Here is a 15,346-nt window from a genome sequence, read left to right on the forward strand (position 1 = left end):
ATCTCTTTTGAATTGTCGTTCGGGTAATGGAAGTATGACTGTACGAAGCGAGAATGCTATTTAATCTTCCGGCTTCCATTCATACGCCCCAGCCTGCGGAAGGCCGATATGCGCCAGAACGCGATGAACAAAGTTGCGAGCGATATCCTCGACGCTTTGAGGATGGTTATAGAAGGTCGGAATAACCGGATAGATGGTCGCACCGGCCTCCGCTGCAAGCTGCATATTGCGTAGATGAATGCGATTGAACGGCGTCTCGCGCACGCACAGTACCAGTGGCCGGCGCTCTTTCAGCGTGACATCCGCGGCGCGTTCGATGAGGTTAGAGGCAAGGCCGTTGGCGATGCCCGCCAGAGTACCCATGGAGCAGGGAAGCACAATCATGCCGTGGCTAAGATGACTCCCACTGGCAATCGCTGCTCCTATGTCGTCCTGTCCGTGATGCACGATCTTGTCTGAGCTTCGGCCAAGAAGACGTTCCACCAGTTGGGTGCGGCCGGCTAGTTGCAGCTCTTCGGCAAAGACACGGAGAGCTGCATCCGATGCAACCAGATGGATACGGCGAACGCGAGGGTCGGTATCGAGCATCTGAAGAGCAAGACGTGCGAAGATCGCACCGCTGGCTCCGGTAATCGCAAGCGTGATAACCCGTTCTTGCACAATAACTTCGCTCACAGCAATCATTAGAGCATTTTCCCTGTTGCTGGGTAGTCCGGAAGGGTGTGCTGTGGCGTTTTCATTGCGGAAAACGCCCATAGATGCGGGAGTCCGCGCGACATCTACAGGAAAAATGCTCTATCGCAGACAAGGTGAGCAACCAATCCCGTCGCGACTTTTTTCTGTTGTGGAGGTCGAAGCCTACGAAGCCGTAAACAGTTTGTTGTAAGTTGCATCGAAATAGATACGGGACTGATGAGCTTATTTGGGTTGGGGAGATTTTTCCGTTGGGGCATATATGCGGTACTTTTTTTTGCCTCGTTTGCCGCGCAGGGCAGTGTCGCACTGCTCGTGGAGGAACCTTTCGGCCGGTTCGGAGAGATGAATCCGACAGGCCATGCTGCTGTATATCTTGACCATGTTTGCGCCGAGACTTCGGTCAGCCTGCGGACGTGCAGGCCTGGCGAGCTGGGGGCGGTGATCAGCCGCTATTACAAGGTGAATCACTACGACTGGGTAGCCATTCCTCTGATCCCGTACCTGTATGCCGTGGAAGACAGAAACGACATCCCGTTGGCTGCGACAGTACAGCTAGAGACGGATCTTCGGGATGCATACCGCCGTCGCCACCTGCGTGAGATTGTGCCGGATGCGGCGGATGGAAGCACCCCGGAAGGCGACTGGATCCAGATGGTCGGATCTTCGTACGACCGCAAGATCTACGGCTTCCAGGTAAGGACGACGGCTGCGCAGGATGCGGAGCTGATTACGGCTTATAACGAAGGCCACAATCGCAGCCACTTCAACCTGCTGTTTCAGAACTGTGCTGACTTCTCGCGCAAGTTGCTGAACCTGTACTTCCCCAAGGCGGTTCACCGCAATATCCTGGCCGATGGCGGCATCACCACCCCGAAGCAGATTGCAAAATCCTTCGTGAAGTATGCCCGCAAACACGATGAGCTGGAGCTGACTACCTTCGTCATTCCGCAGCTGCCCGGTGACATCCCTCGCAGTACCCGCGTGAACGGAGTTGCCGAATCGCTGGTGAAGTCGAAGAAATATCTGGTTCCGCTGGCAGTCCTGCATCCGGAGTTAACTGCAGGCATTGTTGCCGCGTATCTAGGGTCGGGACGGTTCGAGCCTCCGAAGGAAACACATGTCTTCCGTATCGAGGACGTAGAGGCTACGCGCGAGGCCGAAATTCTAGGCGAACTCTCGGCTGGTAGCAGGTAGCGCTCTATTCGCTAGAACGGGTTAGCCTGAAGGAGAACAGCAGCAGGCCCACAGCAACGGCGAGCGGAAGCAGAAATGCCGTACGCAGCGAGCTCGCCTGCCGCGAAACAACTCCCATAAACCATGGCAGAAGGGCGGCTCCCAGGCCGGAGGCTGCGATGATGACACCCGCCTGCCGTGGAGACGGTTTGCGGCCGAGGATCAGGGCGAAGGTCACCGGAAAGACCGGACCGAGGGAGAGCCCCAGAATGACGGCCACGGCGGTGATTTCGACGGCAGTATGAGCGAAGAGCAGCGCCAGTGTACTGATCACCAGCACTACCAGCGCAAGACGTAGCAGCAACGTGTCCTTCAGACGCAGAAGAACGGCTGAAGAGAGGGGACGGGCGCAGGCGAGGGCGATCCAGAACGCTGAGGTCACGGCCTGGCTTTCAGAAAGAGAACGCCCTCCATAGCGGAGCATGTAGGTGGTAAGCCAGACGTTGAAACTGCTCTCATACGCTCCGTACAGGGCAAGCAGAAGGGTAAAGAAAAGGAAGAGGGGAAGGCCGACAGATGGAGCGCCTGAGGCACCTGAGGAGGTGCCGTCTGGAAGCGCGATGGCGCTCCGGCTACGTTCGAAAGCAAAGAACAGTGCTGCAATCGCGAAAAGAGCTGCGAAACCCAACAGCATCGATCGTAGCGCCATGTGAGGTGTAAGCCAGAAGGCGAACAGCGGCGACAGCAACGCACCGACGCTGAACAGGGCATTGAGCAATGTGAGAGCGGAGGCGCGATTCTGCGTATAGCGTGAGCCTGCAATCACATTGGAGGAAGCGATCATCTGGCCGATACCCCAGGCTCCGCCAAAGAGCACGGCCATGAGCATCGGTAGAGCAGGTGACATCGCAAAGAGAGCAAGCCCGGCCGCGGCGGCGAAGGCGCCAACTCCGAAGCTGTATTGCGGCCGGCGAAAGACCGTCATGCCGCCGACAGTGGCGCCTAGAAACTGTGCCAGCGGTAGCAGGCCGACTGAGGCGTCCGAGAGATGATGACTGGCTGCAAGCAGGGGAAGGATGGGACCCAATAGAGCCGTACCCAGGCCGGTCAGCAGAAATCCATAGGCGAGCAGCGGAAGTGACGGTGCGTGGGCTGTAGCGCGTTTTCCCTGTAGGTGTCGTGCAGGGCTTCCGGATCCATGGGCGTTTTCCGCAATGAAAACGCCGCTTCGCTCCTCTTCCGGGATACCCAGCAATAGGGAAAATGCTCTAGTGCGCACCTCTCCAGTGTGTCACGCAGGATGGCAGGCTCCGAGGACTATCATGAAGGTGTGAGAAAGATTTCTTTTGCGATCCTGCTGGCTGTCGTGGTCTGCATGGCCGGGTGCAAAAAGCCCCCTCAACCTCCGACCACGACGAAGACGTTTGATGTTCGCGGTAAGGTGATCGAGACGAATCCTGCCCGGAGCGAGGTGACCCTGGATCATGAGGCGATTCCAGGCTTTATGGAAGCCATGATCATGCCGTACAAGGTGAAAGATTCTGCGGTGCTGAAGGAGCTTCATCCGGGGGACCGGATTACGGCAAAGCTCTTTGTCGAGTACGACGGAGAAGTCTACAAGAACGCCAAGCTCGATCAGATTGTCGTAATCGCCCAGGGGAAACCGGACTACAAACCGACGATGCAGTTTCACGCCCCGGCGAAAGGCGACGTCGTCCCGGACTTCAAACTGACCAATCAGAACGGTAAGGCAATTCACCTGAAAGAGTTCCAGGGCCGGGTTTTGTTGATCACCTTTGTCTATACCCGTTGCCCGCTGGATGACTACTGCCCGAAGATGAGCCGCAACTTCGCGGAGATCGAAAAGACGCTCGCAACGGATAAGGACGCTGCGGCAGGAACGCACCTGCTGAGCATTAGCTTCGATCCGGCCTTCGATTCGCCGAAGGTGCTGAAGAGCTACGGCGAAATCTATGCGGGGAAAACAGACTTCCGTCACTGGGAGTTTGCAGTGCCTTCGCAGAGCAATCTGCAGCCCATGGAAGAGTTTTTCGACCTGGGTGTGACCTCGGACGACAATAAATCGCTCACTCATTCGTTATCTACGGTAGTCGTGGATAAAAGCGGACGTGTGGCCGAGTGGTATCCGGGGAATGACTGGACGGCTGCGCAGGTCGCGGCGCGGATGAAAGAGCTGGCCCGTGCGGCCTGAGAGGAAACATTGATGGCAAATGTAACGATTCGGTTTGGTGTATTGCTGATTCTGCTTGGAGTAATCTTCTTCTGGATTACGGGGCATACCGCGGTTACGGCGCTGATTCCGGCATTCTTTGGAATCGCGCTGGCGATCCTGGGGATGGCCGCCCGTACGGAAGATAGCAAGATGCGGATGATCATCATGCATATCGCGGTCACTATCGGCCTGCTGGGCTTCCTGTTTCCGGCAATCCGCGCCCTGAAGGCCTATCTGTCCGGTCCCATCCTTCGCCCGTTGGCAGTCCGCGAAGAGGTTCTGATGGCAGTGATCTGCTTGATTTACACGCTGCTGTGTGTGCGGTCGTTCATCGAGGCACGCCGCGCACGGGTAGCGTAACGTCGATTTGTTTGAGGTGCGGCCGTGGCAGGTGTGGACTACTGCGGCAATAGCGGAGTGGAGCGAAATATGGGCGGTATGTCATCGTCATTAGGAGCACCGCGGATGCGCGCCGGCGACCGGCCGATCCGCAATCATAACGGAGGAGAGAAGAGGCCCAAGCCTCCTCTGAAGAAAGTACTGCCGCAGATCTGGGCGCTGTTTCGCCCGCGGCTCGGTCTGGTGGTCGGCAGCTTCCTGCTGATGATCGTCAACCGTGCTTGCGGTCTTGTGCTCCCTGCTTCTTCGCGCTTCCTGATTGACAACGTGATGTACCACGGACAGTCTTCCTTGTTGCCGAAGATCGTCGGTATTGTCGCTGCGGCGACGATGATCCAGGGAGTCACGACCTACGTTCTGTCGCAGTTGCTCTCTACCGAAGGCCAGAAGCTCATCGCCGAGTTGCGGCGGAAGGTGCAGGAGCATATCGGCCGGCTTCCCGTGGAGTTCTACGACCGTAATCGTACGGGCGTATTGGTCTCGCGCATCATGTCGGACGTGGAAGGCGTGCGCAACATCATCGGCACGGGGCTCGTAGAATTTGTCGGCGGCCTTCTGACTGCGCTGATTGCATTTGTCGTCCTGATCGGACTGAGCACGCGGATGACGCTTCTGACCTTCTCTATCCTGCTGGTCTTTGCGGTGATCCTCATGCGGGCCTTCAGGACGATCCGTCCCATCTTCCGCCAGCGGGGAGCCATCGCCGCCGAGGTGACGGGACGTCTGACCGAGTCTCTCGGTGGCGTTCGGGTGGTGAAGGGATATCACGCGGAGGAGAGCGAAGCGAACGTCTTTGCCGGCGGCGTCCAGCGGCTGCTGAAGAACGTGTTGAGTTCGCTGCGGGCGCAGTCACTGATGACGCTGTCGAGCACCATGGTGCTGGGTGTGGTCGGTGGCCTGGTGATGTACCTCGGCGGCAGGGAGCATACCGCAGGGCGTTTGACCGTCGGTGGATACGTGGAATACACCATGTTCCTGACCTTCATGATCGCTCCCATGGTGCAACTGGTCTCGATCGGAACGCAGTTGACGGAAGCCGCGGCCGGCCTGGATCGAACCAATGAGGTGCTGGCGGAGCTGACGGAGGACTCGGGCTCGAAGCGCAAGGTAGAACTGGGACTGCTGCAGGGTGACGTTCGGTTCGAACACGTCAGCTTCGAGTACGAAGAAGGTAAACCGGTGCTGCATGATATCGACTTCGTAGCCAGGCCCGGGACCTCGACGGCGCTGGTGGGTTCGTCCGGCTCCGGCAAGTCAACCATCATCAGTCTGATATGTGCCTTCCACACTGCACAGCAGGGCCGGGTCGTCGTGGACGGCGTGGATCTGGCTGATGTGAAGCTGAGCAGCTATCGTTCGCAGCTCGGTGTCGTGCTGCAGGAGACCTTCCTTTTCGATGGTACGGTGCGCGAGAACGTGCTATTTTCGCGCCCGGAGGCGACAGAGGAGCAGTGGAGAGAGGCCTGCCGCATCGCGCGCGTGGATGAGTTTGTGGAGCGCTTCCCGGAAGGCTATGAGACCATCGTCGGTGAGCGCGGCGTGAAACTGAGCGGAGGCCAGAGGCAGCGGCTCTCGATCGCGCGCGCCATCCTTGCCGATCCTCGCATCCTGATTCTGGATGAAGCGACCAGTTCGCTTGATTCGGAGAGCGAGGCCCTGATCCAGGAAGGCCTGAACTACCTGATGCGGGGACGCACGACCTTCGTCATCGCTCACCGGCTCTCAACCATTCGCAGGGCAGATCAGATCCTGGTTGTGGAACAAGGCCGCATCCGGGAGCGTGGACGCCATGAGGAACTGCTGGCGATGGGCGGACGCTACTACGAGCTCTACACACGGCAGCACGGCGTAGAGATGAATATGTTCCTGGCGCCCGGCGAAGGGGACAAGCTGGAAGAAGAAGCTAAGGCGTAGACGAAAGCCAAAAACGGTACAACAACGGAAGAGGGGGCATTTTGCCCCCTCTTCCGTTTCTCGAAAATATTCGAACCTTACGGTTCATCGTGATAGATGCTGACCTGCGGCTTGCCACCTTCCGCAAGTTTTGCGCGGTACATCCCCGGCGTATTGAAGCTCCATGCAAGTTGTCCATCGGGTGTGACGGCGATGATGCCTCCATCCCCCTTGAGCGCGGTAAGACGCTTCTGAATCACCTCGTCGGCTGCGGCCTGCAGCTTCATTCCCTTGTACTGAACAAGCGCGCAGATCTCGCGGGCGACAGTCAGGCGGATGAAGTACTCGCCGGTGCCCGTAGCGGAAACAGCGCAGCTCTCATTGGACGCATACGTACCCGCGCCGATAATGGGTGAATCGCCGACGCGACCATAGAGCTTCGCCGTTGTGCCTCCTGTGGAAGTGCCGGCGGCCACATTGCCGTCCCGGTCGAGAGCGACGACTCCAACGGTACCGTACTTGTGCGTCTGGCTTTCATCGGGCCACGCCGCAGCAGGCAACTCATCGGGTTGCAGGAAAGAGATCGGTTCCTTTGGCTCGGGAGGAGCGCCTGCCGGGCGCGGAGGAATCGGTTTGCCCTTGGCCTTGAGCGCCTTTACAAGCTGCTGCCAGCGGCGCTCGGTGAAGAAGTAGCTTGGGTCAACCTGCTCCAGGCCGTGGTCGGCACCGAACTCATCGGCTCCGCTACCGATCAGCATGACGTGCGGCGACTTCTCCATGACCGCGCGTGCCAGCGAGATAGGGTGCCTGGTGCGGGTGACTTCGGCGACCGCCCCTGCGTTCAGGGTCTTGCCGTCCATGATGGCAGCGTCCAGTTCATTGCGTCCGGCAGCGGTAAAGACGGCGCCGCGTCCGGCGTTGAACAGCGGATCGTCTTCCATCAGTTCGATTGAGGCTTCGATGGCATCAAGGGAAGATCCGCCTTTGGCCAGCACGTCCGCGCCCGTCTGCAGCACTTTGTCGAGAGCCGCGCGGTAGGCCTTTTCGGCCTCGGGTGTCATATTCTTTCGTTCGATGACGCCGGCGCCTCCGTGAATGACGATGGCCCATTTGTGAGGTGTCTGTGGTGTTTGGCCTGGTGTGGTCATGGAGATCATGGCAGCCGCAGCCACCGCAAAAAATGCTCTCTTTCTTGTCATCGTTTCTCAACCCCCAACTGGGTCAGCAGGAAGGCGTAGTCGAAAGCGATTTCCTTGAGGTAGTCATAACGGCCGGAAGCTCCGCCGTGACCCGCGTCCATGTTGGTCTCAAGCAGTAGCGGAGTGTCGTTCTTTTTCAGAGTGCGCAGCTTGGCGATATATTTGGCCGGCTCCCAGTACATCACCTGCGAATCGTTCAGGCTGGTTTTCACCAGCATCGTCGGGTAATCGCCTGGCTTCAGATTGTCGTATGGCGAATAGGCGCGCATGGTGGCGAACGCTTCCGGCTCGTTAGGATTGCCCCACTCCTCATACTCGGCGACGGTGAGCGGAAGCGAGTCATCCAGCATGGTGTTCATCACATCGACGAAGGGCACATGTGACAGCACAACGCTGAAGAGATCAGGGCGAAGATTGGTGACCGCGCCCATCAGCAGGCCGCCCGCGGAGCCGCCTTCGATGGCGACTCGTTTTGGATCACCATAGCCTTCGGCGACAAGGTGCTCGGTCGCGGCGATGAAGTCGGTAAAGGTGTTCATCTTCGCCTGCATCTTGCCGGCGTCGTGCCACTTGTCGCCAAGATCACCGCCGCCACGGATATGTGCATAGGCCAGTACCAGGCCGCGATCGAGCAGCGAAAGACGGTTCGGGTTGAAGCCAACCGGCAGTGCGTAACCATAGGAACCGTAGCCGTAGACATACAGCGGATTCTCACCATTGCGGATAAACTCATCGCGACGATAGACAAGCGAGACAGGGATCTTTGTGCCGTCGGATGTTGTCGCCCAGATGCGCTCGGAGGCATAACGGGAACGATCGAAACCGCCAGGGACCTCCTGCTGCTTCAGCAGCGTGGAGGAATGTGTGTGGACGTCATAGCTGTAGACCGACGACGGTGAGACCAGCGACTGATAGCTGTAGCGGAAGGTAGCCGCAGCAAACACCGCATTGACGTGCAGTCCCGCAGAGTAGGTTGGCTCAGGGAAGGTCACCTCTTCGGAAGTGGATGTCAGCTTCTCGCCGCTCCAGCCGAAGACGCGAAGACGGGGCAGGCCGAGGACACGGTCGGAGGCGACCGCGAAGTCGCGGAAGAGATCGAAGTCCTCGAGCGGATATTCTGCATCCTCTGGGAGCTCTTCGATCCAGTGCTCGCGCCCAGGAGCATTCACATCTGCCGAAACCAGACGGAAATTCTTGCCGGTGTCGTTCACCCGGATATAGAAGCGTCCGTTGCGATGATCGGCGTAGTATTCCTGGTCGTTGATGCGCGGAGCCAGCAGCGTGAACGTCGCCGGGTCGGAGGCAGGTGCAAACCGCATCTCGGTTGTCGTGTGGCTGCCGGATTCGATGAAGATGTATTTGCGATCACGGCTGCGTCCGGCGCCGAGATTGAAACGTTCGTCTGTCTCCTCAAAGATCACGGCGTCCTTGGCTGTGTCTTCACCGAGCGTATGACGATAAAGACGATAGTGACGCTTGGTCTGTTCGTCTTCAACGGTGTAGAAGAGCGTCTTTGAGTCGTCAGCCCACACCAGCGAGCCGGTGCGCGGCGCGGTATCCGGAAGATCTTCTCCGGTGACGAGCGAGCGGATATGCAGCGTGTACTGGCGGAAGCCGGTGTTATCGGTCGAATAGGCAAGCAGCGTGTTATCCGGCGAGACCGCAAGGCCTCCAATGGCCATGAACGGCTGATCCTTTGCCAGTTCATTGACGTCGAGAATGACCTGCTCTGCGGCATTGTCGTTATAGACGGCGTTTGGGTCGCCTGGAACTGGCGATGGCTTGCGGCAGTAGATGGGGTACTGCAGGCCTTCGACCGTGCGGGTGTAGTAGAAGTATCCGTTCGCGAGGTAGGGAACCGAGACATCGGTCTCCTTGATGTGCGACAGCATCTCGCGATAGAGCCTGTCCTGCAGCTCCTTGGTGGGCTCCATGAAGGCGTGAGTGTAGGCGTTTTCGGCCTTCAGGTAGTCGATCACCTCTTCTGAGTCCTTGTTCCGGAGCCAGAAGTAATCGTCTTCGAGTGTTTGTCCGTGGATGTTGATGGGATGCGGCTCGCGGCGGGCGACAGGGGGGTGCATGTCTTGATTCGGCTCCAAAGGTAGAGGATACAGGCAACCGAAGATGGATGTTGCCACCCTAAGAAAGAGAGGAGTATTGTGCCTCGTCGTAGAGATCGTAGAGCTACAGGAGGACTCGAAGGATGCGAGTATCAGGCGTTTCAGCCTTTGTTGTGATGTTGGGATTTGGTGCGGCAACTTTAGCAGCACAGCAGGATACGAGCGGCAGCGTCTACAACACCAATCCAACACCGCAGCAGCAGCGGCAGGAGAAGCCGGCGGGTGTGGGTGTTTCCAATGCGCGGCCGGAGGATACCTCGGCGCCGCTGGGGGATACCGGTGAGCGTATGCGTGACCGGTTTTTCCTGAAGACAGCCGCTCAGAACAGCAGGGGAGCCGTACGAATGAGTCAGCTTGCTCTCGCGAAGTCCAGCAACGACGATGTAAAGGCATTCGCGCAGAAGATCATGACGGACCATGCCGCGCTCGCGCGCACCTGGAAGCCGCTGGCACAGGAACTCGGAGGTCCTCCGGCTCGGGAGCTTTCCAGGAAGGACCAGAAGCTGTATGACCGGTTGAGCGGTCTTTCAGGAGAGCCGTTCGACAAGGAGTACATGATGGCCATGGCCGAGAGCCATCGGGAAGACCTGAAGCTCTTCCGCGACACCATGGTGGCCACCTCGAATAACTCACTCAAAGACGCTCTCGACCGCACGATCCCCGTGATCCAGGACCACATCATGCAGGCGGATTCTGTTGCGCGCAAGAATGGGTATCTAGCTATGCAGTAACGGTTATCTCGCCATGCAGTAAGGTAGATACTGGAAGAACAAAGGCGGGCGTCACGCCCGCCTTTGTTTTGCCTGCGGAACCTTTTGCGGGGCGAAAGCGTAGAATGATGACAGATATGGGCCGATGGGCCAGATCGTGGATGTGGGCGCTGCTGATCGTGCTGGCGCCTTTGGCGGCGGTGGGTGAGAAGGTAAGCGACCTCCCCAAGCCGACAGCTTACGTAACCGATCTGGCGAACGTGTTGTCCGATCCCGCCAAAGCGCAGATCAATCAATATGCAGGCGAGGTGGAGCGGCAAGCGCACGCCCAGATTGCCGTGGTCATCATTAAGTCACTCGACGACCAGCCAATCGAAGACTACGCGAACAATCTCTTCCATACCTGGGGTATTGGGCCCAAGGACGCGAAATACAAAGATCGCGGCATCCTGTTGTTGTTTGCCACGCAGGATCGTAAACGGCGTATCGAAGTTGGCTTCGGTCTTGAAGGGATTCTGCCCGATGCCAAGACCGGCGACATCGGGCGAGCGATGCGGCCGCTGCTACAGCAGAATGAGTGGGACGACGCTATTCGTCTTGGTGTAACCGAGATCGGACAGACGATCGCCGACGACGCTGGCGTCACACTCAATCCTCCGCAGACAACGCATACCTATCATCGTGAGACGGTACACTCCGGTGGCGGCATCGGGATCGGTGTTCTCGTCGTTGGTTTTATCCTCTTCCTGATCGTTGTGAGTATTCTGCGCCGTATCTTCGGCGGCGGTGGCCCTGGCGGTTTCGGCGGTGGGGGTGGCGGTGGTTGGCTGCCTTGGCTGATTCTCGGCAATATCCTGGGTAGTGGCGGTGGACGCCGTGATTGGGATGGACGCGGCGGCGGTGGTGGCGACGGAGGCGACTCCAGCGGTGGCTTTGGCGGTTTTGGTGGTGGTGACTCCGGTGGCGGTGGTTCCAGCGGAGACTGGTAAAGATTTTAGAGTTGGCCGGAGGCAAGCCTCCGGAGAAACAGGAGACGAGGCAAATGAAAGGTTTTCTGATTGGGCTGGTAGCCGTTGTACTGATTGTTGTGTTCGCATTCGGAAGCTACACAGGCTCCAAAAACACGATGGTGCAGAAGAATGAGGAGGTGACAGCTGCCTTCTCTGAGATCGATGTGAACCTGCAGCGCCGTGCTGATCTGATCCCGAACCTGGTGGCAACCGTGAAGGGCTACGCCAAGCAGGAGCTGGATGTGTTGACGGCGATCTCCAATGCGCGCGCCGGCCTTCTGACGGCGAGGACTCCGGATGAGAAGCTGGCTGCGAACGACCGCCTGAGTGTCGCCTTGCTGCCATTGACCCGCCTGCAGGAGACCTATCCGGAGCTGAAGAGCAATGAGCAGTTTCAGCGCCTGGAAGATGAGCTGAGCGGAACGGAAAACCGCATTGCTGTGGCGCGCCGCCGCTACAACGATTCCATCAAGGACTACAACGTGTACATCCAGCAGTTCCCGCACTCCATCTGGGCGGGTATGGCCGGGTTCACGCCGAAGACGGGCTACTATGCCGCTGACCCGGGCTCGAAGACCGCGCCGAAGGTTGACTTCGGCAAGTAAAGGAATCGAAGCAAAACAGAAAGGCCGCCCACAAGGGCGGCCTTCTTTATTGCGTCAGAGTCTCAGTGCAGATCAGCTTAACCGGCTTACTTCGTGAACGAAGCGACGGCCGAAGCTTCATCATCCTTGACGTCGAAGACGGTGTAGAGCTTCGTGATCTGGAGCAGGTCGTGGACTTTCTTGGTCAGGTTCAGCAGTTTCAGCTCGCCACCGGAGTTCTTGACGGTGGTAAAGGAGCTGACGAGCTCGCCGATGCCCGAGGAGTCGATGTAGCTGACGTCGCCCAGGTTCAGCAGGACGCTCTTATTGCCCTTTGCGAGCTGGTCGCGGATGGCGTCGCGCAATACGACGCTGCCTTCTCCGAGTGTGATGCGGCCGCTCAGATCCAGGATAGTGACGCCGTCTACCTGGCGGGTGCTGACTTTCATGCTCACGTGGTGATTCCTCCTAGTTAATTGCCCGTTGGTGCGGGAGTGCGATGTTTGATCAGGGTCAGTTCCGTCCCAGGATGGGTCTGGCGGAAGTGTACCTCATCCATAAAAGCGCGGATAAGGAAGATGCCTCGTCCTGAGCCGCGCAGGATGTTTTCTGGCGCGAGCGGGTCGGGAATGGTGTCAGGGTCGAGTCCCGGCCCCTGGTCAGTAATCTTGATGACCAGATCCGACGACGTGGTTTCAAAGGACGCGCTTACATGCTTCTCCGTGCTGTAGTTATTGCCATGAAGCACGGCATTGACTGCGGCTTCGCGCACGGCCATTGCGATGTTGGGGATGTCGTCCTCGGAAAATCCTGCGCGCTGGGCGAATTGCTCAGCTTCCAGCTCGAGCCGGTTAACGGTGTCGAGCGTCGAGTCGAGGGTGAAACTGGCGCGGCTTGTGGTCGAGTCGGCCAAATTACTCCTGCAGGCGAGGTGCTGATTTTGGAGCCGCCGACGCCAGAGGAGCCGGAGTTTCGTCCAAGGTGCTTACAAGGGCAGTTTGCTTCCCTGGGAAGCAAAAGTCAAGAAAATGGAATTGGATGCCCTCCGGCGCGGGCGGAGGGAACCTTCTTTGCCGGGGAAGCGTATGCCCTGTCACCGCGATAGAGCATTTTTCCTGTAGGTGTAGTGTAGGGTCTCCGCATTTATGGGCGTTTTCCGCAATGAAAACGCCGCTGAATTCCTCTTCCCGGATACCCAGCAACAGGAAAAATGCTTAGGATGAAGTGTCTAAAAAGGAGAAAGAACGATATGCGTTTGCGCTTTGGTTTGGTGGTGGCGTTGTGGTGTGGCCTGGCAGGTGCTGTCTTTGCGCAATCGACAGCCGCGCAATCGACATCCCTGCAGCCGTTGCAGGCGATGCCGTACTCCCCCAGCCTGAACGTGGCCGATATGGATAAGTCGGTCGATCCGTGCGTGGACTTCTACCAGTACTCCTGCGGCGGATGGATGAAGAACAATCCCATTCCTCCGGACCAGGCCGGATGGAGTGTCTATGGCAAGCTGGCGCAGGACAATCTCCAGTTTCTGTGGGGCATCCTGGTGGATGCCTCGAAGGCCGCAAATCGCACGCCAAGCGAGCAGAAGGTCGGCGATTATTTCGGGGCCTGCATGGATGAAGATTCGATTAACAAGCGTGGCCTGGCCCCTCTGAAGCCTCTGCTCGCCCGGATCGACGGCTTGAAGACGCGGGAAGAACTGGTCGCCTATCTTCCAGTGCTACACCACGAACAAGTGGGAAACTTCTTCTTCGGATCCGGTTCGGGGCAGGATCTTGGTGACTCCTCGCGGGTGATCGCATTTATCGCCGCGGGAGGCCTGGGATTGCCCGACCGAGACTACTACACCAAGACCGATTCAAAAAGCGAAGACACCCGGACGAAGTATGTGGCCTACATTGCACAGCAGTTGGCGCTCGCCGGAGAACCGAAGGCAACGGCTGAGGCCGACGCTGCCGCGATTATGAAGATCGAGACCGCTCTCGCAAAGGCCTCGCTAACCCGCGTCGAACGCCGCGATCCGTACAAGGAATACCACAAGATGTCGGTCGAGGATCTGGGCAAGCTGACGCCGTCGATCGACTGGAACCGCTATTTTGTGGCGCAGAATGTCCCCGGAGTGAAGTCGCTGAATGTGAACCAGCCTGACTTCCAGAAAACGCTCCAGACGGAACTGACTGCGGAGCCGTTACCGGCGTTGAAGGCGTACCTGCGTTTCCATGCGATTACGGCCGCGGCTCCATCGTTGTCGAAAGACTTTGACGAGGCACAGTTCAACTTCTATTCGAAGTATCTGCGTGGTGTGCAGCAACAGCAGCCCCGGTGGAAGCGCTGCACGCGCCAGGTGGACAACATGCTGGGCGAAGCCCTTGGACAGGAGTTTGTCCGCCGCACGTTCGGTCCGGATACCAAGGCCAAGACCGTGAAGATGACTGACGAAATCGAGCAGGCGATGGCCGGGGAGATCAAAGGCCTGACCTGGATGAGCGACGCCACCAAGCAGCGCGCCGTCGAAAAACTGCACTTGGTCCGGAACAAGATCGGGTATCCCGACACGTGGCGCGACTACTCAAAGCTGGAGGTCAAGTCTGATGACTACTTCGGCAACATGCTGCGAGCCTCTCTTTTCGAAGACCAGCGCCAGTGGGCCAAGGTGGGTAAACCGGTCGACAAGAACGAGTGGGACATGACGCCGCCGACTGTCAATGCCTATTACAACCCCCAGATGAACGACATCAACTTCCCGGCCGGCGTGCTGCAGCCGCCGTTGTACGACGCCAAGCTCGATGACGCTCCGAACTATGGCAATACAGGATCAACCATCGGCCACGAACTGACCCACGCCTTTGATGATGAAGGCAGGCAGTTCGACGGAGCAGGGAACTTGAAGGATTGGTGGACCAAGGAAGATGCGGAAGGCTTTGAGAAGCAAATCAACTGCCTGCGCGACCAGTTTGCTACCTACACCATCGTGGACGACATCAAGATCAACTCAAAGCTGACGAGCGGCGAAGACGTAGCCGACCTGGGCGGAACGCTGATCGCGTATATCGCCTGGAAAAAGGCGACGGAGAATCAGCGGCTCGCGCCAGTGGAAGGATTCACCCCCGACCAGCGGTTCTTTATTGGGTTTGCCCAGTGGGCATGCGAGAACGAGCGGCCGGAGAACCTGCGGGTGAGCGCGATCACCAATCCCCATTCCCCGGGCTATGCACGTATCAACGGTATCGTGACGAATATGCCCGAATTTGCCACGGCCTTCGGATGCAAAAAGGGTCAGCCGATGGTGAAGGAGGCGGTCTGCAAGGTGTGGTAGAGCATTTTTCCTGTAG

Annotated in this window: 14 protein-coding genes; 8 read left to right on the forward strand and 6 right to left on the reverse strand. The window is 58.2% G+C overall.

What is annotated here, in order from left to right:
* Positions 1-60 precede the first annotated feature (60 nt).
* Entirely contained in the window at positions 61-684 is a 624-nt protein-coding gene (locus AB4Y89_RS12465; RefSeq protein WP_442301256.1) for a UbiX family flavin prenyltransferase, read from the reverse strand.
* Positions 685-1,038: 354 nt separating this feature from the next.
* Here AB4Y89_RS12465 and AB4Y89_RS12470 point away from each other — a divergent pair, with 354 nt between their 5' ends.
* Positions 1,039-1,890, forward strand: a complete 852-nt coding sequence (locus AB4Y89_RS12470) for a hypothetical protein (RefSeq protein ID WP_442301257.1) — start codon at positions 1,039-1,041, stop codon at positions 1,888-1,890.
* A gap of 4 nt (positions 1,891-1,894) precedes the next feature.
* On the opposite strand, the gene AB4Y89_RS12475 is transcribed toward AB4Y89_RS12470, so the two are convergent.
* The gene (locus AB4Y89_RS12475) at positions 1,895-3,148 is read right to left on the reverse strand and encodes an MFS transporter (RefSeq protein ID WP_442301258.1); all 1,254 of its coding nucleotides are present in this window, start codon (positions 3,146-3,148) and stop codon (positions 1,895-1,897) included.
* A 51-nt stretch (positions 3,149-3,199) separates the two neighbouring features.
* Here AB4Y89_RS12475 and AB4Y89_RS12480 point away from each other — a divergent pair, with 51 nt between their 5' ends.
* From AB4Y89_RS12480 to AB4Y89_RS12490, 3 genes are all read left to right on the forward strand, one after another.
* Entirely contained in the window at positions 3,200-4,081 is an 882-nt protein-coding gene (locus AB4Y89_RS12480; protein WP_442301259.1) for an SCO family protein, read from the forward strand.
* Positions 4,082-4,093: 12 nt separating this feature from the next.
* Positions 4,094-4,462: a hypothetical protein gene (locus AB4Y89_RS12485; RefSeq protein ID WP_442301260.1), complete on the forward strand. Its 369-nt coding sequence runs from the start codon at positions 4,094-4,096 to the stop codon at positions 4,460-4,462.
* Between the two features lie 78 nt (positions 4,463-4,540).
* Positions 4,541-6,415 (forward strand): ABC transporter ATP-binding protein, encoded by a 1,875-nt coding sequence (locus AB4Y89_RS12490; RefSeq protein WP_442301368.1) that lies wholly within the window; start codon positions 4,541-4,543, stop codon positions 6,413-6,415.
* Between the two features lie 77 nt (positions 6,416-6,492).
* Here the strand turns inward: AB4Y89_RS12490 and AB4Y89_RS12495 are convergent, their stop codons facing one another.
* Positions 6,493-7,593 carry an isoaspartyl peptidase/L-asparaginase family protein gene (locus tag AB4Y89_RS12495; RefSeq protein ID WP_442301261.1) on the reverse strand — a complete coding sequence of 367 codons (1,101 nt, stop codon included), beginning with the start codon at positions 7,591-7,593 and terminating at the stop codon, positions 6,493-6,495.
* The gene (locus tag AB4Y89_RS12500) at positions 7,590-9,674 is read right to left on the reverse strand and encodes a S9 family peptidase (protein ID WP_442301262.1); all 2,085 of its coding nucleotides are present in this window, start codon (positions 9,672-9,674) and stop codon (positions 7,590-7,592) included. The genes AB4Y89_RS12495 and AB4Y89_RS12500 overlap by 4 nt, the downstream gene beginning before the upstream one ends.
* A gap of 122 nt (positions 9,675-9,796) precedes the next feature.
* Here AB4Y89_RS12500 and AB4Y89_RS12505 point away from each other — a divergent pair, with 122 nt between their 5' ends.
* The 3 genes from AB4Y89_RS12505 to AB4Y89_RS12515 all read left to right on the forward strand — a co-directional run bounded on the left by AB4Y89_RS12505 (position 9,797) and on the right by AB4Y89_RS12515 (position 12,038).
* A complete protein-coding gene (locus AB4Y89_RS12505; RefSeq protein ID WP_442301263.1) occupies positions 9,797-10,444 on the forward strand; it encodes a DUF4142 domain-containing protein in 648 nt (215 codons plus the stop codon).
* Positions 10,445-10,548: 104 nt separating this feature from the next.
* Positions 10,549-11,412 (forward strand): TPM domain-containing protein, encoded by an 864-nt coding sequence (locus AB4Y89_RS12510; RefSeq protein ID WP_442301264.1) that lies wholly within the window; start codon positions 10,549-10,551, stop codon positions 11,410-11,412.
* A 53-nt stretch (positions 11,413-11,465) separates the two neighbouring features.
* The gene (locus AB4Y89_RS12515; protein WP_442301265.1) at positions 11,466-12,038 is read left to right on the forward strand and encodes a LemA family protein; all 573 of its coding nucleotides are present in this window, start codon (positions 11,466-11,468) and stop codon (positions 12,036-12,038) included.
* 86 nt (positions 12,039-12,124) lie between these two features.
* On the opposite strand, the gene AB4Y89_RS12520 is transcribed toward AB4Y89_RS12515, so the two are convergent.
* Both AB4Y89_RS12520 and AB4Y89_RS12525 read right to left on the reverse strand, forming a co-directional pair.
* A complete protein-coding gene (locus AB4Y89_RS12520; protein WP_147648700.1) occupies positions 12,125-12,472 on the reverse strand; it encodes an STAS domain-containing protein in 348 nt (115 codons plus the stop codon).
* Between the two features lie 17 nt (positions 12,473-12,489).
* The gene (locus tag AB4Y89_RS12525; RefSeq protein WP_442301266.1) at positions 12,490-12,930 is read right to left on the reverse strand and encodes an ATP-binding protein; all 441 of its coding nucleotides are present in this window, start codon (positions 12,928-12,930) and stop codon (positions 12,490-12,492) included.
* Between the two features lie 336 nt (positions 12,931-13,266).
* Here AB4Y89_RS12525 and AB4Y89_RS12530 point away from each other — a divergent pair, with 336 nt between their 5' ends.
* A complete protein-coding gene (locus AB4Y89_RS12530) occupies positions 13,267-15,330 on the forward strand; it encodes a M13 family metallopeptidase (RefSeq protein ID WP_442301267.1) in 2,064 nt (687 codons plus the stop codon).
* Positions 15,331-15,346 lie beyond the last annotated feature (16 nt).

This window comes from Terriglobus sp. 2YAB30_2, from assembly GCF_052114765.1.
Lineage (GTDB): Bacteria > Acidobacteriota > Terriglobia > Terriglobales > Acidobacteriaceae > Terriglobus.